This is a genomic window from Dickeya aquatica (genome assembly GCF_900095885.1).
Classification (GTDB): Bacteria; Pseudomonadota; Gammaproteobacteria; order Enterobacterales; family Enterobacteriaceae; genus Dickeya; species Dickeya aquatica.
The window spans coordinates 1,214,156-1,237,154 of record NZ_LT615367.1 but is presented as its reverse complement, the minus strand read 5'-3'; the positions used below and the strand labels follow the sequence as shown (position 1 = coordinate 1,237,154).

Sequence of the window (22,999 nt, the reverse complement as noted above, 5' to 3'; positions counted from 1 at the left end):
TACAGGACGGCAGATAACGCAGATCTATCAAGGACGCTGAACATCCGTTTGCAGGGTCGCGATATCTACATTGCTTTCCAGCACCATTTTTTGCGGCACGGCCAGTGGAATACTTTCGGCTCTTAAACGCTTAATAATATCAAACAGCAGATCGCTCTTGGCAGATGACACCATTCGCGGGCTCCCCACAGATCCAGTCACACTCAATACCATACCATTAGGGGTTAACTGGCTAAACATCACTGACGGCGCGGGTGTCTCCAGTATTTTTTCATGGCCATGATAAGCCTCCAGCAGAATGCCTTTGACTTTTTCCGGGTCAATATCCAAAGGAAAAGTTAATGCCAATGTCGCCACACCCATGGGGTTACCCATAGTAATATTGCGCACATTCTGTGAGATAAACTGAGAGTTAGGGACAATCACCGTGGAGCGGTCACCTAATTGAATTTCCGTGGCTCGAACATTAATGCGCCGGATATCGCCTTCCACCCCGCTGATATTGACCAGGTCACCCACTTTTACCGGGCGTTCGGTCAGAAGAATCAAGCCGGAAATAAAGTTCTTCACAATTTCCTGCAAGCCAAAACCAATCCCCACCGATAGCGCACTGACAATCCAGGCCAGTTTGCTCCACTCAATACCCAATGTTGCCAGCGTCAGCAAAATAATCAGGATATAACCGATATTGGAAAAGAGTGTCACCAGCGAGGCTTTAATGCCTGCCTCTAACATCGTTTTGGGTAAGAACTCATGTTCCAGCCAACGCCGGGATACACGTAAGCTATAAACCCCCACTATGAGTAAAATAGCCGCATTAACTAAATGAGCAGGCACAATACTGATAGATTCAAGCCCTTTGCCGCCCCATATTTCAACCGCTTTTTGAACCACTTCCACCGGTGTTGTCGAGCCAAACGCACCGTTGAGCAAGGCGACAATCGACATCAGGACTAACAGCACCTTCAGCCCCGCAGACAAAATAGCCGCCGCCTGATCAAGATGGCGATCATCTAGATTCAACGTCCGTTTAATTTGCCTGCCGCTGGCAAATGCGGGTGAGAATAAACTTTCACTCACATCCTCAACAAAGGTCGTGGACAAGTACAGCAGCGAAATAACCATACCGACCCAAATCAATTCATACGTAAGGAAACGCGCCAGTGAGATATAACCAATCAATAATGACACCAGCACGGCGAACGTTGTCAACAACACGGCCAGATGAATAATGCCAGACAACGTTGACTGGGCTTCAGGTGTTTCACCTGCCTCCACCATCCGCTTTCTAATCTGGTTACTGCGCAGAGCAATTGCCCCAGACGTCAGCATCAAAAAGAGGGATGACAAGCCGTTCCCGACAATCGTCACCCCGACAGAAATTCCGCTGGTGGTATTAATTTGCTCAAGAACGCCAAACACAAACAGGAAACTGGTGGCAATAATCGCAAATGGTTCCATCGCCTTCGCCACCGGGTTGGCAATGGCAGGCAAACGCCATGACGGCCGCTTATTGGAAAGAAACGCGCGTCCGAGCCCGGAAATCATGGAGCAGAACACCACCAATCGCACCAGGCTATCCATAAAGGCAACCGCGCGATCGCTGGCATCACCATGACGAATAAACGCATAATCAACCAGCAGTGCTGCGCTCCCCACCATCAGCACCGTGGAAAACACCACGGCAATCGCTAAAAAGCTGCGCCGTAATCGACCTTCGGGTAGTAGGTGAATACCCGCCCATGCCAGATATTTCTCCAGCAAACGCCTGCCGATAGTGCTCAGCCCAATAGCCAGCAACAGAAAAAATATCGTCCCGTAGCGCCATTCCGCCTGCCAGGCTGTCAAAAACGACGCTTTCAGGTCGTCTTTCAAATCAGCCAGCCGCTGAATATCTTCAGCCGTTGTTTTTAACACCGGTGACCAAAAACGGCTGCTAAGGAGGCTACCTGAATTAAGTGCCAGTTGATTTTTTAGCGCATTACGACGCAAAGCCAGAATCTGTGTTGACAGATTTTCCGCACCGTTTTTAATCGCCTGCACCTGATTGAGTTGCGCATCCAGCTTCTGTTTTTGCTGATTGAGCGTCGCGCGTTTACGTGTAACTTCGGCAGTTTCACTCACCGCGGCCTGAGGCAATGGCGCAGGCCCCAGCACATCCAATTGCGCCTGCAATTGAGCACGCATTGGTACCATAACACCGGCGAGCTTATCCGCACTGGTTACCAGTTCCCGTGTCGTATCATTCAGCGCATTCAGCTTTGCATCCGCTGTTGTACCTGAAACTTGCTGCTTAATAGCATCAAGCTGTTTTTGCAATTTAACCAGTTCAGCATCGACATTGACTTTTTCTGCCGCCTGCTCCTGCCCTTCCGGTTCAGGATCGGTTGCCGCAATCCCCAGTGGGCTAAAAACCAGTAACGCTATCAGCCATAGCCAGCCATAAGACTTCAATAACCCTTTATGCATAACGCTCCACATACCTTTTTATACGGCTGCCAGCCACAGTTCATCTCTCATCAACACCACGCCACACGACGATAAAAGCGCCAAATCAAGAACCGTTTTCTCGACCATAGACCCAGTGGCGAATAACTTACTCACCTACGGGGGCGAAATTCAAACACTATTGACTGAATCGCTCAATATAGGAATCCACTTCCCAAATATCGATTATTTCACTGCGACGAGAAAAGACAGAAAAGACTGTTCAGGGATTCGCCGACTGACACGAATCCCACGCCAATTCATTGACTCAAAAAGGATGACCGGTATAATCCAGCGCACATTATCGTGCGGGTGAAAACATGACTCACGCACGGTACTCATCACGCTTCTTATCAAAGCGCCCTTAGCTCAGTTGGATAGAGCAACGGCCTTCTAAGCCGTAGGTCACAGGTTCGAATCCTGTAGGGCGTACCAATTAAATCAATTAGTTACACTAAAACTCCTCTCCTGTGTCATGCTCATGAAAAGTTTATGTAACGGCTAGTGTAAGTAAAATTTCTCAATGCAAATCAACGTTAGCGTGAACTAGCCAGCATCCCCGGATAATGCTTCGCCACGATATCATTCATCTTTTCTGTCAGATCGCACCGCTTAAAAGTGATGTGTGCAGTTCCCTTCTGGAAGTAACGAATACTGAAGAAATCATCTTCGTAGACATCCTGCGATGGGTTGTCCCGAATATGCTCCATCAATCGGGTAGTAACATCGCCACGGTTGTCGGGAATCGGTTTACCATCGAGCAGAAACAGCATTCTTTCCAGGTCTGCCAGCTGATCTCGTCTCCAGCCCCAGTTCAGACTAAATCCCCAGCGGTTATGCGTCACCAGATTGTTGACGATGATCTTTTTACCAAAGCTGCAGGGACTATTGGTTTTGTAATCCCACGACAGCCCTTTAAAGACATTGATGATCCCACGTTCGAAGACATCCATTTTGTTGAGATGTAACTGTTCAAAGGTGGTGAGGATATTGGCTTCGCTAATAGCAGGAAGGTCGCCCTCTTCCAGGTTTTTATGCCACTGGTCGCGGGCCTGGGCATCCATCAAGGCTATCATGCCGGACTTCAACATCAAGTCTCGCCAGATACTGCGGTCAATATTACGGGTAATGGCAGGTATGGCTTTATCCACCGTCTCTGTTAACCAGCTATCATAGCGGTGCCCGGATTTCATCGCCCAGTCTTGTGCGGTACCACCGCCGATTTCTGCGGTTAATCGGGAAAGACTATCAAGCATTTCGATAATCTGTTTAATCTGACTCAGGACAGCATCACGACCGCGTACAATGCGTTCAATATTGGTTGAGCAAATCAGTTCGCGATGCTCAGTTAAGACTTCAGCCTGTGTTTGCATGATATTTTATCCATAGAAAGAAAATGTCCCTGCCAACACCGGCAAGAACATTATGTAAGGAGTGAATAAGAAGAGAAGGTCAGGAAGGTAAATCAGGAAGACGGCACGCAAAATTTACTGGGCAATGTGCTTAGCCTTTTTTCGCAATAACCCCGTCGCTTGCCTTGCCCGAAGAATATCAACAGCCCGCAGATAAGGTGATGGCTCATGACCACTCAATCCTTGTCTGTCGATACGTACCAGCTGATACTTTTCAACCAGGAAGTTAACCGCATCGGCCAGAGTGATACCGGCGTCAATATGTTCCTGAATAACCCGCTTATCACTAAAAGGCGTGTCGTTTAACGCCAGTCCATAATGCTGTTGCAGCACGCGAGTTAAAAGTATCTGCCAGATAATCACCGGTGGCGGGCAGGACTTGCCCCTTCGGTCATCTGCTAAAGGAAAATTTTTCATATTTTATTCTCAGACGAGTGAATTGAGATTGATGTGTAAGGGATAAATAATGAGGATAAAATCACCAGACAGGCATGGGAATATCATTCCGTCAGAAGGAAAACCTCGCCAACACTCAACGTTTTTACTGAATAATGTTAATCAAATGTATGAGCACAATACTCACATTCATAGCGGTCGAAGATGACGCCATCCAGTGCAGCGCCTGTCACTGCCCCCGCTGTCGCTCCAGCGATAAATCGTCCGAATAATGTACCTATAGTTGCGCCTGCAATCGTGCCAACAACAGGAATGGCTGAACCAATGGCAGCCCCACTTAAAGCCCCTGATACACCGCCAGCAACAGCGCCCCCTTTCTTGCCGGTATGACGCTCCCGAACTCGGTGGGAGTTACATACTGGGCAACGAATGTTATTTTTCATCATAATTTCCTTCTGTGTTTGGGTAAGTTCCAGCTTCGTTTTTCAAAATAACGTTTTCATCATTGAATAATGTGCCGCTCAACGTCAGCCCACAGGACTGTAACAGCAGGCTTATCAGTAACATTAGCCAGCCCCCCCAGGCAGTGGATATGGCATCGTCACTCGCCGGATTGTTGCAGGTAAGATTTTCATTTTTTTTCTCGCGTGAATTAAAAAGGTTTAACGTTTTGTGGGGTAAATGACGATGTAGACGTAGCCATGCGAACCAAGAGTATCCGCTTCGCATGTCAGCCCCTTCACATACAGCGTGACGCTGTGCTGGTGGCGGGGATTAAGTTCGCCGCTGGTGAGCATTAGTTCCATCTGTTTCATCAGTACCGGAAAGTCCTGGTCCAGATGGCATAACTCTGCATCACTGAATGTCCCGGCGATGCTGGTACGGTCAGCCAGGTAATGCAGGCAGTTGCCTTCCTGGACCAGCCGTGCGCCAAAGCTCGGGGTGATATCGCGTTTCAGTCCCCACCAAGGCGCTTTCGTGTGGTTGCTTGCTGTCGGTGTTTTATTCGACAATGTAGCGCTCCTTAATTATGAGTTAATTCAGCGTGACACAACGCAGGGCCACATACGGGCCGTTGAAGTCCTGACGTCGTTCGGCGTATACAGCCAGTACCCCGCTAATATCCTGCACCTCGCGCCCGGCGTAGTGGCAGATGCTGCCGGACCACTTATATTTCCCTTTGCAAAACCGAAATAAGCGGGACTGCGGATGCTGACTGTAGATTGTCATCGCTTGACGCTTGCTGATGATATTCATCACTGTTTTCTCCTTATAGCCAGCCGCGTTCGGCAAACGAGACAATCTCGATCCCGCCGACAATCAGATGGTCCAACAGGTGGATGTCCACTAGGGCAAGTGCCTGCATAAGGCGCAGCGTGATGGTTTTATCTGCCTGGCTGGGTGTGGGGTCACCGGAAGGATGGTTGTGGGCGATAATCACCGTCGCCGCATTGAAGTACAGGGCCCGCTTGACCACCTCGCGAGGATGTATCTCGGTACTGTTAATTGTGCCGGTGAATAGTGTTTCATGGGCAATCAACTGGTTCTGCTGGTTCAGGTACAGCACTATAAACTCTTCGCGCTCTAGTCCAGCCATTTTCAGTTTCAGCCAGTCACGGGCAGCCTGAGTGGAGGTGAATGCCACGCCTGTTTCGCGCAGGTGTCGGTCAAGCAGCGCTAAAGCGCGTTTTACCGTGCGTTGTGCGGTTAGTGGAAGGACCGGAGTCAGTGGGATAAGTGACTGTTCCATCATGGGTATCCTTAATCAATAATGCGAAAAATGGCGTGGGATTCAGGGTGCTGCAGGGCGTAATCCTGCAGGCGGTAATAGTGCTCAGTCATGGCGTCACACTCCGTGCGGCAGGCGTGGTGGCTGTACGCGAGGAGACAGACGGCTATCCCGGCAGCTTCCGCGCTTATTTCCGCACCATTGCCGTTCACGTTGTTGAACAGATGCCATTTATCGTCACTGTCAGTATCAGGGGCCATAAACGCCCCGCCATTGCTGAGCGTGTAAAAAGACCAGATACCACCGCTGTACTCATCACAGAAGCGGTCCATCCAGGCGAAAATACGGGGTTCCAGCGTTATCCACTGCGGGATAGAGCCAAAGTGCTGCAGCCAGAAATCGAGACGCTGCTCGTCAGGTACTGGTGTTACAGTAAGGTCAAATTGAGACTCATTAGCGGATATCAATTCGCGTTGAGTTTGTGTCGTCATGGATATTCTCCGTCAATAAAAACGCCAGCGACGATGGCTGCCGTATGGGAAATAAAGGACATGCAGGGATGATGAATGAGTGTGGTCAGGAGGAGGATGCTCTGAGGATGCCTGACTTGCGGATATAACGGTTAAGCCCTTACCGGCATCAGGTTCAAAGCACCACGCCCGCCAGCCCTTAGACCTTCAGAGTCACGAACCACCAGGCGGAAGTGGCTACTCTGGTCATCTTCAATGCTGAGGTTGTGATACCGGCGGGTAACCGCTTCGGCCTGCTGTCGGGTAAACGGTCCCGGTGGCAGCATGTGAGATTCAGGCATTCGGTGTACCTTAAAAACAAAAGCCCCTGACGCAGATGCGTCAGGGGCTGTGGGAGTTTGCATGTGTGGTGGGATTGTCAGTAACCGGTTTGCACCTTATACAGCCGCAGGGTTTTGCTGCCCCGTACAATTTTCACATACAGGGCATTATCTTTCGTGCCACGCACAAAACCGGCCTGCACATCGCCCTTACAGTCACCACCATCGTAAGGAATGTTGACACCGGTCTGGCGCACGAGGTCGATAACCCCGAAGCTTAAGTCTTCACAGGCCGGGCCCGGCAGGTCGTGAATCAGAGCAAATTTATGGTCGTCGCTTAAACCGGTCAGTGAGCACATGGAGGTGTTGATGTCATTTCCCTGGCACCAGTACTCCTGGCCGGGATTGTCTTTATCCATCAGGCTTGCCGGAAGTTGAGCGGCACCGGCACTAAATGCGGCAAGTGACAGAATGAGGGCGGGTACAGCAGATGTCATTATTTTCAGCATGGTTTTCTTCCTGAATTAATCCAGCCCGCTGTCGGGCAAAATGAGGTAGATTGGTATCGGGTGTTATCAGAAGCGCCGGTAGCGAAACAGCTCTTTGCCCTGATAAAGTGCCACCAGGTCGTCATATTCCGGCTTCTTCTGGTTGGGCTTAAAGGTCACTATCGTGCCCGGACGGCACAGGTCTTTTACGGTGAGCCCAAATTTCTTGTCCGGAGTAATGGTGAATCCCTTCGACACATCGTTGTGCATGATGGTTATCCAGCCCCACAGGCCGCCTTCGCAGCCTTTAAAAGGTGCTGAACGCACCGTGACCATCACGCCCAGACGATCAACAGACATGGCTTCGCATTTCCCGGTAACCTGGCGATGCGCATCACACCAGAAAATTTTCCCGTTGTTGTCACTGACGGCTGCAGGGAGCGTCCGGTTATAAGGCTGGGCCTGAGCTCCTGCACAGAGCAGCAGGCTGCCTGTAATGCTCAGTATCTTAAGCAGTGTTTTCATTATGTTATTCCTCAAGAGGGGAGATATCCGCAGGTGATGGTTCAGGCCACCACAGTCAGAATTAACATCAACAACCATACCCAGAAGTAAGCTGGTTTCTGCCCAAGGGTTTTCGCCCGTCGCCACAGATAGAATGGCACCAACCAAGCCAGTTTACCGAACGTGGTGGTATCCACTCCGGCCTTACGCAGACGTCGTTCATCGAGATACCCCAGAGCGATATTGAGCAGCAGCGTGATAAACCAGTACTCCCCGTCCGAGACAGCCTCATATGCCTCGTCAAAAGACATTCCGTTCAGCCCAGCCGTCCACAGCTCAAGCGCATAACCAATGAAGGGAGCAAATGCCAGCGTCCATACCACTCCACCCGGAATGCGGTTTCCTGGTAATGCTGGTGGAGTTGTGCTGTGGAGCAGCGCCGAAGCCAGCGGGGTTGCGGAGATTGGCTGCCACTCAGTCATACCCTGTCGCCATACCAAAGTGGATGCAGTCAGTTCACCGCGCATAATCAGGCCGGTGATGTCGTCTTCAGTCACATTGTCGTGACGTATGCCATTTTTCTCGTAATGCCAGATCATTGTTTTTCCTTCTTAACAGAGGTAATTAAATCAGTATGTTGCCTGGATCCTCCTCAGAGGGCCCAGGAGACAGGGCTTCGCGGATATAGCTGAAGTGCGGAAGAGCCCGGATAAAGCCCGCCTGTGTGGTTAACTGGCTGAGACGTTTTAGCGGGGTGAACGTGGTGTTGAGTACTGTCACCGCATGGATGGTCGCCAGAGGATGCACGGTGATATACCCGTTAAGTTCACCGGTGAGGTACCAGCAGCCGTCGAATGAAATCAGTCGGTACGGGGCCAGCCCGTCACAGCGTTCTCCCTCGGCCAGCAGCAGTACCCGCTGGCAGGCAGTAATGGCACTGACGAGGTGGTAAAACACCAGCGAGCTGGCCGGTGACACTGACTGTGGGGGTTGCCACACCAGACAGGGCATCCCTCCTGCGGTGAGCAGCATGCCCGCCAGACGCCGGTCCAGCCCCGGAAAAATATCGGCCAGTCCGGCCCGGTGCGCGAAGGTCAGCGCATCCAGCTCCCCCTGTACGCCCCCACCGGTGCTGCGCAGGCGGCATTGCCCCCGTCGATACTCAAGGTCGAGGTACATCAGCCGTTCGCGAAAATCCCGTCGCAGGGTACGGACTGACACACCAAACTCTGCAGCCAGCCGCGCCATGTTCAGCGTTTCACCTGCAACCAGGCGGCTGATTATCAGTGACAGCCTGACAGCCAGCCGATCATGACGGCGCTCTGTCTGTGCCATCTTAAATCTCCGTAATAGTTAACTGACTGAATATGAAATGATTCTAAAGAGGGGGGCGGACAGGGTATGGACATGGAATGAACTATTTTTTATCTACCTCCGGAAGCAGGCCCGACGCGGCACACCGTGAAATGCGGTGATAAAACACTCAACCCAATGAGGGGGGAAACGGACAGGGAGTGTCCTTTGTTAACATGGCGATAACACTTTCAGGACTGAAACCCACTCAGCATCGTTTCCGCCATCACCCAGAGAGCCCGGTTGAGCTTCACATCTCCGTCGATACCACGCACGGCGCGGGTATGCGTTCGCCCGCCTTTTGCACTCCTGCCACTGAGCCCGCCCTTAATCAGGTTCTCCTGAATACGCTGGTACGTGGTCCACAGATCACTGCTCTCATCCTGCCAGCGGCGTGGGGAGAGTATCTGAGGTGCTGTCACCGGCTGGTGGTCCTCACCGAAACGGTACGTCAGTGCAGCCTGTGCCAGAGCCTGTTGTGCAGGTGGCGGCAGCATCAGCGACTGCATGGCATCCCGCTTCTCTTCCACACGGTCAAAAATCCCCAGCACTTCATACGCTCCCTCAATCACCTGACTTACGACATCTCCTTTGTGCGGCACCCGCACCTCGCCAAACGACTCACCGCAGACGAGCCCGTTCTGGCATACCGCACGGAATAATCCTGGCAGCATCTGATACGAACTGGAGCCATCGTGGGAGTTGAGCAGAATAATTTCCGGGACCTGTTTGCCGGTAATTTGCCCCTCCCGACGCAGTCGCAGCATGTGCTTTGTATGCTCACGACGCCCTGGGTCACGCACTCTGGTCTGGCAGGCAAAGAAGGGCTGAAAGCCTTCGCGCTGCAGGTTTTCAAGAACGGTAATGGTTGGTATCCAGGTATATCGTGCGCTGCGTGACGCGTGCTTGTCCTCGCTGAAGACACTGGGCACCACGCGAAACAGCTCTTCACGGGTTAACGGACGGTCACAACGAATAAGGTTTGCTGCGCCAAAGCGCGAAGCCAGACGGCTCATAAACAGACTCCTCATGATGGATAAATAAAGACAAAAAAGCCCTGCCGCTCAATCGCGGCAGGGCTGAGGAAACGATGGGTTAGAAGGGGCAATTCAGAAGAAGAAATTCCAGACTGTACGAGCGACCGATACCACGATGTCGCGTACAGACTGGATGACTGTCCGAACCGAGGCCGGTATCAAGGGCATGCTGCTTACCGTGTCCAACACCGAGCCGACCGTTTCACCAAAATCGTCACGGGCTTTTTTATTAACAGTGTCAGTACGAAGCGGCGCACTGAGCTGTACCGCTACAGGACTGCTGGCCTCACGCGGCAGGCAACGAATCATTCGCTCCGCCATCACCCGCAGCCCCCATTGCAAACGTACCGACACTGCGCAGACAGGGTTTACCGGCTGGAAAAACTCATGTAGCAGGCAGATTTTGCGGCTGATATTTTGTTTCTGCTCTGTAGACAGCTTTTCACCACCGCTGGTGGGTTCGGCCTTATCCGACTGACTGATAACAAACAACACCTTATGCCGGTATGCCCCGCCAATCACCTGATGATAAAAATGCTCATCCACGGACAGCGCACGGTCATCGGCCTTAATCAGCCACAGCACCAGGTCGAGGTGCGGCAGTTGCTGGCGATACATAGCAGCATATTGCGCATCACGACTTTCGCTTTCACCGACACCGGGCAGATCGACTATGGTCATAAAGCGTTCGCCAATCTGCAAACGAAAGCGCAAGGGTTCGCGTGTGCAGGCGCTCACATCGCTGACCGGAGAGATTTTTCCGGCAAACAGCGCATTACAGAGTGATGATTTACCCGACCCGGTTTTCCCCATTATGCCGATAACGGGCTCGTATTGTGTTAACTGACGAATCTGCTGCATGACTCGCGCGCAGGCCCATTCCGGTAAACCGCTAAGCGAACGATGCAGCGAATGCAAACCATCCTGATTTCTCATGACATCTCCGAGATAAAGAAAACAAAAACAGCGACCCCTTGCGGATTAGCTGTAGATGCGGTGCGTTCAGGAAGATGATATCTATCTGAAATGACTTAGAATATATGCAGGTTGGTCAATATCATTCAGTGATTGAGCCGTTTTGGCGTCCACTCCCAACACAGTAATAACCTGGCTTAGGTACCATTTTCCCCACTCATATCCCACTTCTTTACGCCCTGGCGTTTGTGATTACCTCTATTACAGGTATCATTTTGCGCAATGCATTCTAAAAAAATGTCGTAGCAGCACATGATGCACTGCTACCGTTGTCTACTCTGAGGATTTTCATGAACAACGCTGAACAACTGTTTCTTAATGAGCTGGATAACAAATTCTGGAAGGCCGCTGACAAACTGCGTGCCAACATGGATGCCGCCAACTACAAGCATGTGGTGCTGGGGCTTATTTTCCTGAAGTATGTTTCCGATGCCTTTGAGGCCCGTCAGCAGGAGCTGACCACCCTGTTCCGCGATGTCGGTAATCCCGACAACATCTACGCCATGTCACGTAATGATTACGACTGCGACGAAGAATACGCCCAGGCTATCCGGGACGAACTGGAAGTTGAAGATTACTACACCGAGAAGAATGTTTTCTGGGTGCCAAAGGCCGCACGTTGGGAAACACTGAAAAACAAAGCCATGCTGCCGACTGGTACGGTGCTGTGGGTGGATGAAAACACCGGACAGGATGTGAAGCTGCGCTCCGTCTCCTGGCTGGTAGACAACGCGCTGGATGAAATTGAAAAAACCAACCCGAAGCTGAAAGGTATTCTGAACCGCATTAGCCAGTACCAGTTAGGCAACGAGGTGCTGACCGGGCTGATTAACACCTTCTCTGACGCTAACTTCAGCAACCCGGAGTATAACGGTGAGAAACTCAGCTTAAAGAGCAAAGACATTCTCGGCCACGTGTACGAATATTTCCTCGGCCAGTTTGCGCTGGCAGAAGGCAAACAGGGGGGGCAGTACTATACGCCAAAAAGTATCGTTACTTTGATTGTCGAAATGCTGCAACCTTACAACGGGCGCGTGTATGACCCGGCAATGGGTTCTGGCGGGTTCTTTGTTTCCAGCGACCGCTTTATTGAAGAGCACGCAGGCGAAAAAAATTACAATGCCGCTGAGCAGAAGCGCAATATCTCCGTCTATGGCCAGGAGTCGAACCCGACCACCTGGAAGCTGGCTGCGATGAATATGGCAATCCGGGGTATCGACTTTAACTTCGGCAGCAAAAACGCCGACACCCTGTTGGACGATCAGCACCCGGATCTGCGTGCCGACTTCGTGATGGCTAATCCTCCGTTCAATATGAAGGAGTGGTGGAACGCGAAGCTGGAAAACGATGTGCGCTGGAAATATGGCACGCCACCGCAGGGCAACGCCAACTTTGCGTGGATGCAGCATATGATCCACCACCTGGCACCAAAAGGTTCAATGGCGCTGTTGCTGGCCAACGGTTCGATGAGCTCTAACACCAACAACGAAGGCGACATTCGCCGCAACCTGATCGAAGCGGATCTGGTGGAATGTATGGTGGCACTGCCAGGTCAGTTATTTACCAACACCCAAATCCCGGCCTGTATCTGGCTTCTGACTAAAGATAAATCGGGCGGCAATGGTAAAGCGCACCGTAAAGGCGAAGTGCTGTTTATTGATGCCCGCCAGATTGGCTATATGAAAGACCGCGTACTGCGCGACTTTACCCGCGAGGATATCGCCAAAATTGCCGATACCTTCCACGCCTGGCAGGCGGATAAGGACTACGAAGACGAAGCCGGGTTCTGCTTCTCTGCAACACTGGAAGATATCCAGAAAAATGACTTTGTTCTAACCCCAGGGCGCTATGTTGGTGCCGCCGAGCAGGATGAAGACGATGAGCCGTTTGCCAAGAAGATGGCACGACTGACAACGCAGCTTAAAGATCAGCTGGAAGAGAGCGCAAAACTGGAAGCACAGATTAAGGCGAATCTTGGGGGGCTGGGTTATGAGTTTTGAATTATTTGAATACAAAATTGAGGATTTAGGTAAGGTTATCACTGGTAAAACACCGCCCGCCAAAATTAGTGATGCTTTTAGCACACAAGGTATTCCTTTTGTAACGCCAAAAGATATGGATGGTCGGAGACTTATAAATAAAACCGAACGGTATTTGTCTTCTCAGGGTGTCGAAGCGGTACGGAATTGCTTGCTGCCTCAAAATAGCATTGCAGTGTCTTGTATTGGTTCGGATATGGGGAAAACGGTTTTATTACCTGGTAAAAGTATTACTAATCAGCAGATAAATGCCATTGTTGTAGATTCAGATCGTTTTGATTATAAGTATGTCTATTATTATCTTTCAACTCTGCAGGATGCGTTCAAAGCAATTTCTGGAGGAAGTGCAACCCCAATTTTGAATAAGGGCCACTTTAGCCAATTTAAGGTTTCTTTACCCGTTAAATCCGTACAAAAGAAAATTGCTTTAATACTTGACTCCTTGGATACAAAAATAGAAATAAATACCGAAATCAATCAAACCCTCGAACAAATGGCACAAGCCCTTTTCAAAAGCTGGTTTGTCGATTTTGAACCGGTAAAAGCCAAAATGGCAGTACTGGAAGCAGGCGGCTCGCAGGAAGACGCGACGCTTGCAGCCATGATGACGATTTCCGGGAAAGATGTTGATGCGCTGGCAGTTTTTGAGCGTGAACACCCTGAGCAATATGCCGAGTTGAAAGCCACGGCAGAGCTATTTCCATCTGCGTTGCAGGAGAGTGAGTTAGGGGAGATTCCGATAGGTTGGGACATTAAGAACATTAAATCACTGTCTCTTGCTCTGTCGAAAGGAACCACTCCAGCCAAGAAGGATTTAAGCTCAGAAGAAAATCAAAATATTAATTTTTTAAAAGTTAAAGATATTGGTGATGATGGTCTGATTAATGTTTTTAGTCTGGATAAAATATCGAAACGCGTTCATGAGATGGTTTTAAAACGCTCGATACTTCAATCTAATGATATTCTTTTCTCAATAGCAGGTACAATTGGCCGTGTAGCTGTTGTTGAAAATGAAATGCTGGCTTGCAATTGCAATCAAGCGATTGCATTTATCAGGTTAAAGGATAGTGCGTCATATCTCAATTTGATTAGACTTAATTTGCAATCAAAGAGAATCCAACAAGAAGTTCAATCAAAAGTTGTCCAGGGTGTTCAGGCTAATCTTAGTTTGACAGCCTTAGGCGAGCTTAAGGTTATCCTTCCTTCTGACAACGTATTGATATCTTTTAATAATGTTATTACCCCGTTATGGGAACAACAATTATCAATTACCAATAGTATCATGTGTTTAACCCAACTCCGCGACACCCTTCTCCCCAAACTCCTCTCCGGCGAAATCACTCTGCCGGAAGCTGAGCAGGCGGTAAGCGAGGCGGAACATGTATAAAGTCGACCGCCCAAACAATAGCCTTCAGTCGCTGTTGGAAGTCTCTTTTAGCAGCCTCGGCTTTCGTGAACGCGATCACCTGCAGGAGTGGTTGGCGAAAAACCCGCAGGTGCTGACCAAAAAAGACGACAAAGAAGACGAACTACTCATTATCCAGAAAGAGTTTGCAGGTTTCGACGATACCAAAGAGCGCCTCGACCTGCTGGCGCTGGATAAAAAAGGCAACTTGGTCATCATCGAAAACAAGCTCGATGACTCCGGGCGCGATGTGGTGTGGCAGGCGCTGAAATATGCCGGTTACTGCGCCAATCTACGCTAGGAAAGCGTGGTGGAGATCTTCCAGCTTTATCTGGATCAGTACGAATCGGCAGAGATCCGTAAGGCACCTGAAGTTATCGCTGAATTTATGGGCTGGGAAAATCTGAAAGAGGGTGTACTCAACCGCAAAGGCACCCAGCGTGTCATTATGGTGGCGGCTAACTTTCGCAAAGAGGTTACCAATACAGCGCTGTGGCTGATGCAGTTTGGTATCCGCGCGCAATGCTTCAAAGTCACGCCATACCGTTTCGGCGAGGATGTCTTTGTCGATATCCGCCAGGTCATCCCAACCCCGGAAGCGGAGTCATACATGATTGGAATGGCGCAAAAAGAGGCGGAAGAACAATCAGCCACCAGCAGCAGCGAACTGCAACAGCGTCACTATCTGCGCCGCGAGTTCTGGACGATGGCGCTGGAAAAATTCCGCACCAGCCCCTGCTCACTGTTTAACAACCGCGCTCCCTCAACCGATCACTGGCTTGCTGCCGGGTCAGGTGTCAGCGGTGTGCCGTTTGAACTGATCTTTTCTCAGAAAGATGCCCGCGTGCAGCTCAATATTTCACGTGGTGATGCACTGGAAAATACCTGGCTTTTTGAGCGTCTACAGGAACGCAGAACGCATATCGAATCGTTATTTGGTGAGCCGCTCGACTGGCGGTTATTGCCTGAAAGAAAGAGCTGCCAGATCGTCTGTTCAAAGGCGTTTGACGGTGGCAATAAAGAGATCTGGCCTGCCATTATCGACTGGATGATGGATAGTATGAATCGTCTGGAAAAAACGATTCGCCCGAGCTTACTGGAACTGGCAATTGAACTTAAGCAGACAGGATTGATTACCGAGGGAGAGGAAGAGTAATGCTGAGCGAAGACGATTTAGAACAGCAAAGCCTGCAATGGTTTGCTGAACTGGGCTGGGAAGTATTGCACGGACCGGATATTGCGCCAGATGGCAACCATCCGCTGCGTGCTTCGTTCCACGATGTGTTTTTGCGCCCGGTGCTACTGGAGCAATTGCAAAAGATTAACCCACATCTCCCGGTTGCCGTGCTGGATGAGGTGATACAGCGTATCGGCCATGCGCAAAGCCCGGATCTGGTCGTCAGTAACAAAGCCTTCCATCACCTGCTGCTCGACGGCGTGCCGGTGCGGTACAAGCATGATGACAGAGTCATTCACGATAAAGCGCTGCTGATGGATTTTAACCATCCGAAGCATAACCGCTTTACGGTGGTGAATCAGGTAGCCATCCAGGGAACGAAGCAGATTCGTCGCCCGGATGTCATCTGCTATATCAACGGTCTGCCCATAGCAGTAATTGAGCTGAAAAGTCCGATTGATGCTAATGCCGATATCTGGGCGGCATTTAACCAGTTGCAGACCTATAAAAACGAACTCAGCGACCTGTTTATCTGCAACGAAGCGCTGGTGGTCAGCGATGGCTACAACGCCCGTATTGGCTCTCTCACCGCGAACGAAGAGCGCTTCCTGCCGTGGAAAACGCTGTCTAATGAAGACGACAAACCGCTGTTTGAGTGGCAACTTGAAACTGTAGTGAAAGGGTTCTTTAACCGCGAACTTCTGCTCGACTACATTCGTTACTTCATCCTGTTTGAAAGCGACGGCAAACGGCTGATTAAAAAAATTGCCGCCTATCATCAGTTCCATGCCGTACGTGAAGCAGTGGCAGCGACAATTGTGGCCTCTACCGGTAAACATTTACCGTTGCGCAGCAACATCACGCCAGGCAGTAAAAAAGCAGGCGTGGTGTGGCACACGCAGGGTTCAGGGAAGAGTATTTCGATGTGCTGTTACGCCGGGAAACTGCTGCAACAAGCGGAAATGAACAACCCGACCATCGTGGTGGTGACTGACCGTAACGATCTCGACGGCCAACTGTATGCCACCTTCTGCCAGGCACAGGATTTGCTTAAGCAGGAACCGTTGCAGGCGAACGACCGCGACCAGCTCCGAGAGATGCTCAACGCCCGTGAATCAGGCGGGATTATTTTTACCACCGTGCAAAAATTTGCCCCGCTGGATGGTGAACAAACTCATCCGGCGCTAAACCTGCGCAGTAATATCGTCGTCATTTCCGATGAGGCGCACCGCAGCCAGTATGGGCTCAGCGCCACACTGGACCGGGAAACCGGCGCTTATAAGTACGGTTACGCCAAACATATGCGCGATGCGTTACCCAATGCGTCGTTTATGGGGTTTACCGGAACACCGGTTTCTTCCGAAGACAAAGACACCCGCGCGGTGTTTGGTGATTACGTCTCTATCTACGATATTCAGGATGCAGTGGAAGACGGCGCAACCGTGCCTATCTACTATGAATCGCGCCTGGCAAAACTCGACCTCAACCACGAAGAGCTGGAAACTCTGTCAGAACAAGTGGATGAGCTGGTCGAAGATGAAGAGACCGATCAGAAAGAGAAAACCAAAAGCGACTGGAGCCGTCTGGAAAAACTGGTCGGTTCTGAACCGCGTATCAATCAGGTGGCCGCCGATCTAGTTCAGCATTTTGAGGCACGTAATGCCACAATGAATGGCAAAGCAATGATTGTTGCCATGAGCCGAGAGATCTGCGTGAAGCTGTATGATGCGCTGGTGGCTCTACGCCCGGAGTGGCACAGTGATGACGTCGAGAAAGGTGAAATCAAAATCATCATGACCGGCTCAGCCTCCGATAATAAATTCCTTCAGCCGCACATCTACAATAAGCAGACCAAAAAACGCCTTGAAGCGCGCTTTAAAGATCTCAACGACCCGTTGAAACTGGTGATTGTGCGCGATATGTGGCTTACCGGGTTTGATGCGCCATGTTGTCATACGATGTACATCGATAAACCGATGCGCGGGCATAACCTGATGCAGGCTATTGCGCGCGTCAACCGCGTCTTCAAGGATAAACCGGGCGGTTTAGTGGTGGATTACATTGGAATCGCCAATGAACTGAAACAGGCGTTGAAAACCTATACCGATTCAAAAGGTAAAGGGCAGACGACTGTCGATGCCCATGAAGCGTTCGCCATCCTGCTTGAAAAACTGGATGTGATTCATGGAATGTTTGCTAAAACACCAACCGCCGCCGGGTTTGATTACACCGGTTTTGCAGAGGTGCCCCAACAGTTTTTACTCAAAGCCGCAGATTATGTGCTGGGCCTCGATGATGGTAAGAAGCGCTTTTTCGATGTCGTGCTGGCGATGAACAAAGCCTGGTCACTGTGCAGTACGTTAGATGAAGCCAAACCCTTGCAAAAAGAGATCGCGTTTTTGTCGGCGGTGAAAGTAGCGATCATCAAGCTGACGACAACCGACAAAAAATTCAGCCAGTCAGAGAAAAACACGTTGCTTGGCAAAATCCTCGATAACGCCATTATTGCGACGGGCGTGGATGATGTGTTTGCGCTGGCAGGTTTGGATAAGCCGAATATCGGATTGTTGTCAGACGAGTTTCTGGAAGAAGTGCGCGAATTGCCGCAGCGCAATCTGGCAGTGGAGTTGCTGGAGAAACTGCTGAACGATGGCATTCATGCCCGCACCAAAAACAACGTGGTGCAGGAGAAGAAATACTCAGATCGTCTGAAAGCCGTGCTGCTCAAATACAATAACCGCGCCATTGAAACCGCGCAGGTGATTGAAGAACTGATCCAGATGGCAAAAGAGTTTCAGGAAGCAATGGCGCGTGATGAAGCGCTGGGGCTAAACCCGGACGAAATCGCGTTCTACGATGCACTGGCGGAAAACGAAAGCGCGGTACGAGAGCTGGGTGATGACGTCCTTAAGAAACTGGCTATCGAAGTCACGTTAAAATTGCGTCAATCCACAACTGTAGACTGGCAGGTACGAGAAAGCGTGCGCGCGCGGTTACGCATTCTGGTGCGTCAGACGCTGCGTAAGTACAAGTATCCGCCGGATAAAACACCTTATGCAGTTGAGCTGATACTGAAGCAGGCTGAAGTCGTTTCGAATAGTTGGACAGTTTGAGGTTCAATTGAGTTAGCTCAGACCTGATCCTGGCACTGTTACGGTACAGAGCTTGACCTAAGCTGACAGGCTGCTTTGTGCCAGGAGCGGGCATTGCTAAGTCCGCATTGCATTAATTAGAGGGGGCAGGTCAAGGCTCATAATGTTCATGCCTGGAGTTGAGCGCAAAGAAACCGTTATGGCTTTGCGCTCAACTGCCCTCCGACTCATTCTGTGATAACCACGACATTCTCTCGGTATTACCAATAATTATACGTTCTGCCGCGCTGCAATCTGCAACGCCGCGCGGACTTCTTCATAGACGGGTAGCGCAACTCCCGGCGTATCCAACGTCGCGATCACAACATAAGGCACCCGGAGTTTCTTGATACCTGCACGACCATAACAGTTGATGCGGATGGCAAGCTGATCGCCTCTGGTAAACACCGATGCACGATTACCTCTGCGAACCTCATGATAAACAGTACCATTTTTGAGGTGGGAGGGGTAGTTATCGAATTCATCTAAATCGATAGCGCCAAAAGCAGGACTAGCCCACAGCTGAGCACCACGGTAGTCTTTATGACCATAATTTACTGGTGAGAACCAAGCCACCGTCACAATGAGTCGACGGTTGACGGTCCTCGCAGCCAGACTCGGGGGAAGTGGTAAGAAGAAATCCTGTGCCTTTTCACCCTCGATGACGTTGGTGTACAGCAGAGTAGCCTGGTTGTCATGGCAGAAATGAATACGGCGTTCATTCACCCGGCCAAAACCCAAATATTGGTTAAGGTCGGACTTGAATGTCCGACTGCCGTTTACGTCAAGATGGCGGCTGATAAGCTGTCTTGACAGCACATTATGTTCAGCGCCATGGATCAACATGGCCTTAAGTATCAAAGCATCAGGGGCTTTAGAGAGCGCCTCCCCATAGCCAAGTTCTTTCATTTCCTGAAGCGTTTCATGAAGCATGGCAAGCCTGCGGGTTGCCAGCGCTGCCGCATTACTTGTGCCCGATGTAAATCCATACTGATTAATCGCCCCTCCAACTCCAGGCATGGCGGACTGAAGCCCAGGTCCGAAGCGGGGCGTCTGAGATATAACCAGTCTGACAGGATCACGGGCTGTAATGGTTTTATTTATATAGGTCTGTCTGCCGCCAGGCATATGAATTTCGGGTTTGACCGATTTACGCCTGCCGAGCGCAACAGGGTTGATAGGGGAGAACATCCCCTGTGTTCTAAAAATATCGACCTGATTTGTCGGTATTGCACCGGTATAGCCGTCGTGATGCGTTGCACCAACGGTCAGAGCGTTGATTGACTCAGCTGGCGACAGTAAACGTCGCAGCGGACGCTGTAATGCAATGGCTTTAAGGGCATGTTCTTCTAGCTCATCAGGCGTAAGTGCACTAAAGTCGTCCCCTGCAACATTATCCAGAACTAACTGCATTCCAGAATTACCCGCACTAACGACAAAAAGTACCTGAAACTCGACAGAAAGCCAGTCAAGCATTCGCGCCCACGGACTGATATGCGCGTCAAACATTCTGCAGGGATCGCCCACGGACAGGTTAATGACCGACACATCTGGAGCGGTAGGGGGGTGGCCGTTTTCACCTCTTTTCATTCTGACTACGGCCCGATGAATCAGATCAGCTGGAAGATAGTGAGTCGGTATCTGCTCTCTAACGCTTCCGTTAAATCCTGTGCTACCAGGTGCCATGATAGGCCTGACATGAATGCGACGTCGAAGCGGAGGCTCTTCGGGATCGGACAAATCGCCGTGTACAATCAATGAAGCCATTGAAGTCCCATGGCTCTGGTGGGAAGGTACATCATAAAGTGCCTCAAAATCATCAGGGTCATCAATTTCGAGTCTACCACTCAACGCCTGATGATTCTCAAGCGGGAGCCCATCAAGTAAAGCAATCACTGGACTGGCATAGGGATCTGGCATGGACTGATGACCGAACGGCAACCCCTCATTGGCAACCGTATTCTCGCTGTTCACTAGGATTGCGCATTGTCCGAGTGGCCTGAAATACATAACATCGTCACAGCGCATGAGTTCCAGAATTCCAGCTCCATCGGCCAGCACCTGCTCAACCCTGCTGATCGGCAACTGACCAACAAGTGCGTGATAGCTGATCCCCTTATGGAGACATCCTCCGGTGATGCTTCCACCTGCCTGGGCAATAAGGCGTCTTATCCGCGTTTCCGCTCTGGCCTGCTCTGCGGGTAATGCCCTGTACCAGAGTTCGATTTCAAATGGCACAGGAGCGTCATATCCAGCCGCAGCATCCTCTACGAGGGCCTGCCAATTTTCCACAACCGACGTTGCCTCCAGCCTGTCGCGTGTATCCCAGAACCTAATATCAATCAGCCTGTTAAATACCTCTTTCAGGGCTCCATAGCCACGTTCAACGGTACGGGTTCTCTGATATTCGCGCCACAATGCCAAAAGTCGGCTCAACCCAGCCTGATTACTCATGGTGAGGTAAGCATTTTTGGAAGTGGGCGTCCGTCTGCTGTTGCTTAGCGTATAATAATCTTCGCTATCAAAAGATTTTTCGAGCAGGGATGAGGATAGGTATTCAAAACCTTTAACGCGGGCAAGCGCATTAGCAACGCCCTGAATTTCACCCGCAACTTCTAGAACGAGGACTTTTTCTGGGAGGAACCCCTCGGCAGTATCGGCAAACTCAATGTATTCCGCAAATTTACGTTCGAGCCTCTCCACCTTGGGTATTACCCGATCGGCCTGAATATTAAAGGGTGGTGATTGAATCGATGATACAAAGGGCGGAAGGTCGTCCCTCTTATTGACTGCTTTCGGTGTAGTAAATATGAGTAGAGGGTTCTTCGCCACTTCACGTTCCTTTTATGTGAATTAATTTTCCTGCCGATATCTATCCGTCCAGTATTTGAGGCAATGAGCGGAAATATCCTTTAGCTTATTTTTACTTGTGGGGAGGCCGAGCACGTATTTACGTTGCACGTCGAGAGCAAATTCTTCGAGTTCGGCAAAGCTCAGTCCTGACAGTTTTCTGGCAAGGGTTGAAGGAGCCAGTCCCAGAGAGTGGCCGACCCGTTTTTCAAATTCTTCGAACCATTTCATTGCCATACGCTGTGTTGGGGCGGGCACTGTTATCTGTAACTGAAATCTGCGCCAAATGGCTTTATCGAGCATTGATTCATGGTTTGTAGCCCCCACGACCACAACATGACTAGGTAATAAATCAATCTGCTTAAGCAGCGAGTTCACCACACGCTTCATTTCACCATTGTCATTTGCATCTTCGCGCTCTTTTCCGATGGCGTCAAACTCATCAAAAAAGAGAACGCAACGCTGAGTTTTCACAAACTCAAATAATTTATCAATCTGCTGCGCTGTCTCGCCGAGATAACGATTAATTATGCCTTCATATTTAACCGTGAAGAACGGTAGAGAAAGATGATTTGCAAGAGCCTCGGCAATAGAGGTTTTACCATTACCAGGAGGGCCCGAAAGAAGAAGTTTATGTCGGGGTTCAAGATTATAAGACCGCAGAACATCTCGGCGTGCGTGCTCTTCAATAAGCTCCATAAACTGGGTGATAACTGATTCAGGAACAATCAAGTCATCAATAATTTTGCGCGGTTGAATTTCATAGAACGCATTCTGTAGATCATTATCGTAGGTGTAGCGACGTGTCTCACCCGAACCTGAACTAGTAAGAATATTTTTTAACTTGTCCGCCAGCTGATACTGGTGGCGTGCCGTGGCCTCCGCAGCTATCGCCTCTGCGGTAATTTTGAAACGAGGCAGGTCCCCCTTTATCCCCATTTCTACTAAATTCAGCACTAAGTCGGCTCTGGCCATTGTTTACCTCACATTACTACAGAGTCTAGTTTATCAAGCCGAACAGAGCTGGCAAACACATATCTGGTCAACCCTTCAATCTAGGCTCTCATGCTTCCATGGAGTGCTAGAACAAGCTCGCTCCCCGCAGGGATTTTAAAATTACAGTAGTGCTCACCTTCTGAATCATGGCGCACTGAATCGCCATAAGCCAAGTGGTCATCTTTAATCGCTGGCGTTATCTCTTCCAACTTCTGCTGCTCGCTCTTGGC

At 50.3% G+C, this 22,999-nt stretch carries 19 protein-coding genes, 1 tRNA gene and 2 pseudogenes; 5 read left to right on the top strand and 17 right to left on the bottom strand.

All coding sequences use genetic code 11. The annotated features are described in order from the left end of the window. Nucleotides 1-27: 27 nt before the first annotated feature. Nucleotides 28-2,469: a DUF3772 domain-containing protein gene (locus DAQ1742_RS05645; protein WP_180706250.1), complete on the bottom strand. Its 2,442-nt coding sequence runs from the start codon at nt 2,467-2,469 to the stop codon at nt 28-30. A gap of 376 nt (nt 2,470-2,845) precedes the next feature. Between DAQ1742_RS05645 and DAQ1742_RS05640 the strand changes: the two genes are divergently transcribed. Beyond that, nucleotides 2,846-2,922 (top strand) — tRNA-Arg (locus DAQ1742_RS05640). 101 nt (nt 2,923-3,023) lie between these two features. Here DAQ1742_RS05640 and DAQ1742_RS05635 read toward each other — a convergent pair. The 14 genes and pseudogenes from DAQ1742_RS05635 to DAQ1742_RS05570 all read right to left on the bottom strand — a co-directional run bounded on the left by DAQ1742_RS05635 (nt 3,024) and on the right by DAQ1742_RS05570 (nt 11,132). Further along, the gene (locus DAQ1742_RS05635; RefSeq protein ID WP_035343347.1) at nt 3,024-3,860 is read right to left on the bottom strand and encodes a DUF4942 domain-containing protein; all 837 of its coding nucleotides are present in this window, start codon (nt 3,858-3,860) and stop codon (nt 3,024-3,026) included. A gap of 114 nt (nt 3,861-3,974) precedes the next feature. Then, on the bottom strand, nt 3,975-4,316 hold the full coding sequence (locus DAQ1742_RS05630) for a TA system toxin CbtA family protein (RefSeq protein WP_035343349.1): 342 nt from the start codon (nt 4,314-4,316) through the stop codon (nt 3,975-3,977). 137 nt (nt 4,317-4,453) lie between these two features. Continuing rightward, entirely contained in the window at nt 4,454-4,741 is a 288-nt protein-coding gene (locus DAQ1742_RS05625) for a hypothetical protein (RefSeq protein ID WP_232046591.1), read from the bottom strand. Between the two features lie 216 nt (nt 4,742-4,957). Next, on the bottom strand, nt 4,958-5,308 hold the full coding sequence (locus DAQ1742_RS05620) for a type IV toxin-antitoxin system YeeU family antitoxin (protein ID WP_035343352.1): 351 nt from the start codon (nt 5,306-5,308) through the stop codon (nt 4,958-4,960). A gap of 22 nt (nt 5,309-5,330) precedes the next feature. After that, complete coding sequence (locus DAQ1742_RS05615) at nt 5,331-5,552, bottom strand: DUF987 domain-containing protein (RefSeq protein ID WP_035343354.1); 222 nt, start codon at nt 5,550-5,552, stop codon at nt 5,331-5,333. A gap of 13 nt (nt 5,553-5,565) precedes the next feature. Then, entirely contained in the window at nt 5,566-6,048 is a 483-nt protein-coding gene (gene radC, locus DAQ1742_RS05610; protein WP_035343357.1) for a RadC family protein, read from the bottom strand. Nucleotides 6,049-6,056: 8 nt separating this feature from the next. Next, nucleotides 6,057-6,515, bottom strand: coding sequence for an antirestriction protein (locus DAQ1742_RS05605; RefSeq protein WP_035343359.1), 459 nt, complete (start codon nt 6,513-6,515; stop codon nt 6,057-6,059). 85 nt (nt 6,516-6,600) lie between these two features. Continuing rightward, nucleotides 6,601-6,835 (bottom strand): annotated as a pseudogene (locus DAQ1742_RS05600) (DUF905 domain-containing protein). A gap of 77 nt (nt 6,836-6,912) precedes the next feature. After that, nucleotides 6,913-7,323, bottom strand: a complete 411-nt coding sequence (locus DAQ1742_RS05595) for a hypothetical protein (RefSeq protein ID WP_035343365.1) — start codon at nt 7,321-7,323, stop codon at nt 6,913-6,915. A 66-nt stretch (nt 7,324-7,389) separates the two neighbouring features. Further along, nucleotides 7,390-7,827, bottom strand: coding sequence for a hypothetical protein (locus tag DAQ1742_RS05590; protein ID WP_035343367.1), 438 nt, complete (start codon nt 7,825-7,827; stop codon nt 7,390-7,392). 41 nt (nt 7,828-7,868) lie between these two features. Further along, a complete protein-coding gene (locus DAQ1742_RS05585) occupies nt 7,869-8,405 on the bottom strand; it encodes a DUF4339 domain-containing protein (RefSeq protein ID WP_035343370.1) in 537 nt (178 codons plus the stop codon). A gap of 25 nt (nt 8,406-8,430) precedes the next feature. Next, on the bottom strand, nt 8,431-9,141 hold the full coding sequence (locus DAQ1742_RS05580) for a DeoR family transcriptional regulator (RefSeq protein ID WP_035343372.1): 711 nt from the start codon (nt 9,139-9,141) through the stop codon (nt 8,431-8,433). A gap of 209 nt (nt 9,142-9,350) precedes the next feature. Then, complete coding sequence (locus DAQ1742_RS05575; RefSeq protein WP_035343374.1) at nt 9,351-10,175, bottom strand: DUF932 domain-containing protein; 825 nt, start codon at nt 10,173-10,175, stop codon at nt 9,351-9,353. A gap of 93 nt (nt 10,176-10,268) precedes the next feature. Further along, entirely contained in the window at nt 10,269-11,132 is an 864-nt protein-coding gene (locus DAQ1742_RS05570; protein ID WP_035343376.1) for a GTPase family protein, read from the bottom strand. Between the two features lie 329 nt (nt 11,133-11,461). Between DAQ1742_RS05570 and DAQ1742_RS05565 the strand changes: the two genes are divergently transcribed. The 4 genes and pseudogenes from DAQ1742_RS05565 to DAQ1742_RS05550 all read left to right on the top strand — a co-directional run bounded on the left by DAQ1742_RS05565 (nt 11,462) and on the right by DAQ1742_RS05550 (nt 18,905). Then, the gene (locus DAQ1742_RS05565) at nt 11,462-13,171 is read left to right on the top strand and encodes a class I SAM-dependent DNA methyltransferase (protein WP_035343378.1); all 1,710 of its coding nucleotides are present in this window, start codon (nt 11,462-11,464) and stop codon (nt 13,169-13,171) included. Then, on the top strand, nt 13,161-14,597 hold the full coding sequence (locus tag DAQ1742_RS05560; RefSeq protein WP_051124101.1) for a restriction endonuclease subunit S: 1,437 nt from the start codon (nt 13,161-13,163) through the stop codon (nt 14,595-14,597). The genes DAQ1742_RS05565 and DAQ1742_RS05560 overlap by 11 nt, the downstream gene beginning before the upstream one ends. Continuing rightward, nucleotides 14,590-15,771: pseudogene (locus DAQ1742_RS05555) on the top strand (DUF4268 domain-containing protein). The gene DAQ1742_RS05560 and the pseudogene DAQ1742_RS05555 overlap by 8 nt, the downstream one beginning before the upstream one ends. Continuing rightward, nucleotides 15,771-18,905, top strand: a complete 3,135-nt coding sequence (locus DAQ1742_RS05550) for a type I restriction endonuclease subunit R (RefSeq protein WP_035343380.1) — start codon at nt 15,771-15,773, stop codon at nt 18,903-18,905. Before DAQ1742_RS05555 ends, DAQ1742_RS05550 begins: the two are co-directional and overlap by 1 nt. A 249-nt stretch (nt 18,906-19,154) precedes the next feature. Here DAQ1742_RS05550 and DAQ1742_RS05545 read toward each other — a convergent pair whose 3' ends face one another. Both DAQ1742_RS05545 and DAQ1742_RS05540 read right to left on the bottom strand, forming a co-directional pair. Beyond that, the gene (locus tag DAQ1742_RS05545) at nt 19,155-21,755 is read right to left on the bottom strand and encodes a S8 family peptidase (protein ID WP_035343382.1); all 2,601 of its coding nucleotides are present in this window, start codon (nt 21,753-21,755) and stop codon (nt 19,155-19,157) included. A 21-nt stretch (nt 21,756-21,776) separates the two neighbouring features. Beyond that, complete coding sequence (locus DAQ1742_RS05540) at nt 21,777-22,748, bottom strand: AAA family ATPase (protein WP_035343384.1); 972 nt, start codon at nt 22,746-22,748, stop codon at nt 21,777-21,779. Between the last annotated feature and the right edge of the window lie 251 nt (nt 22,749-22,999).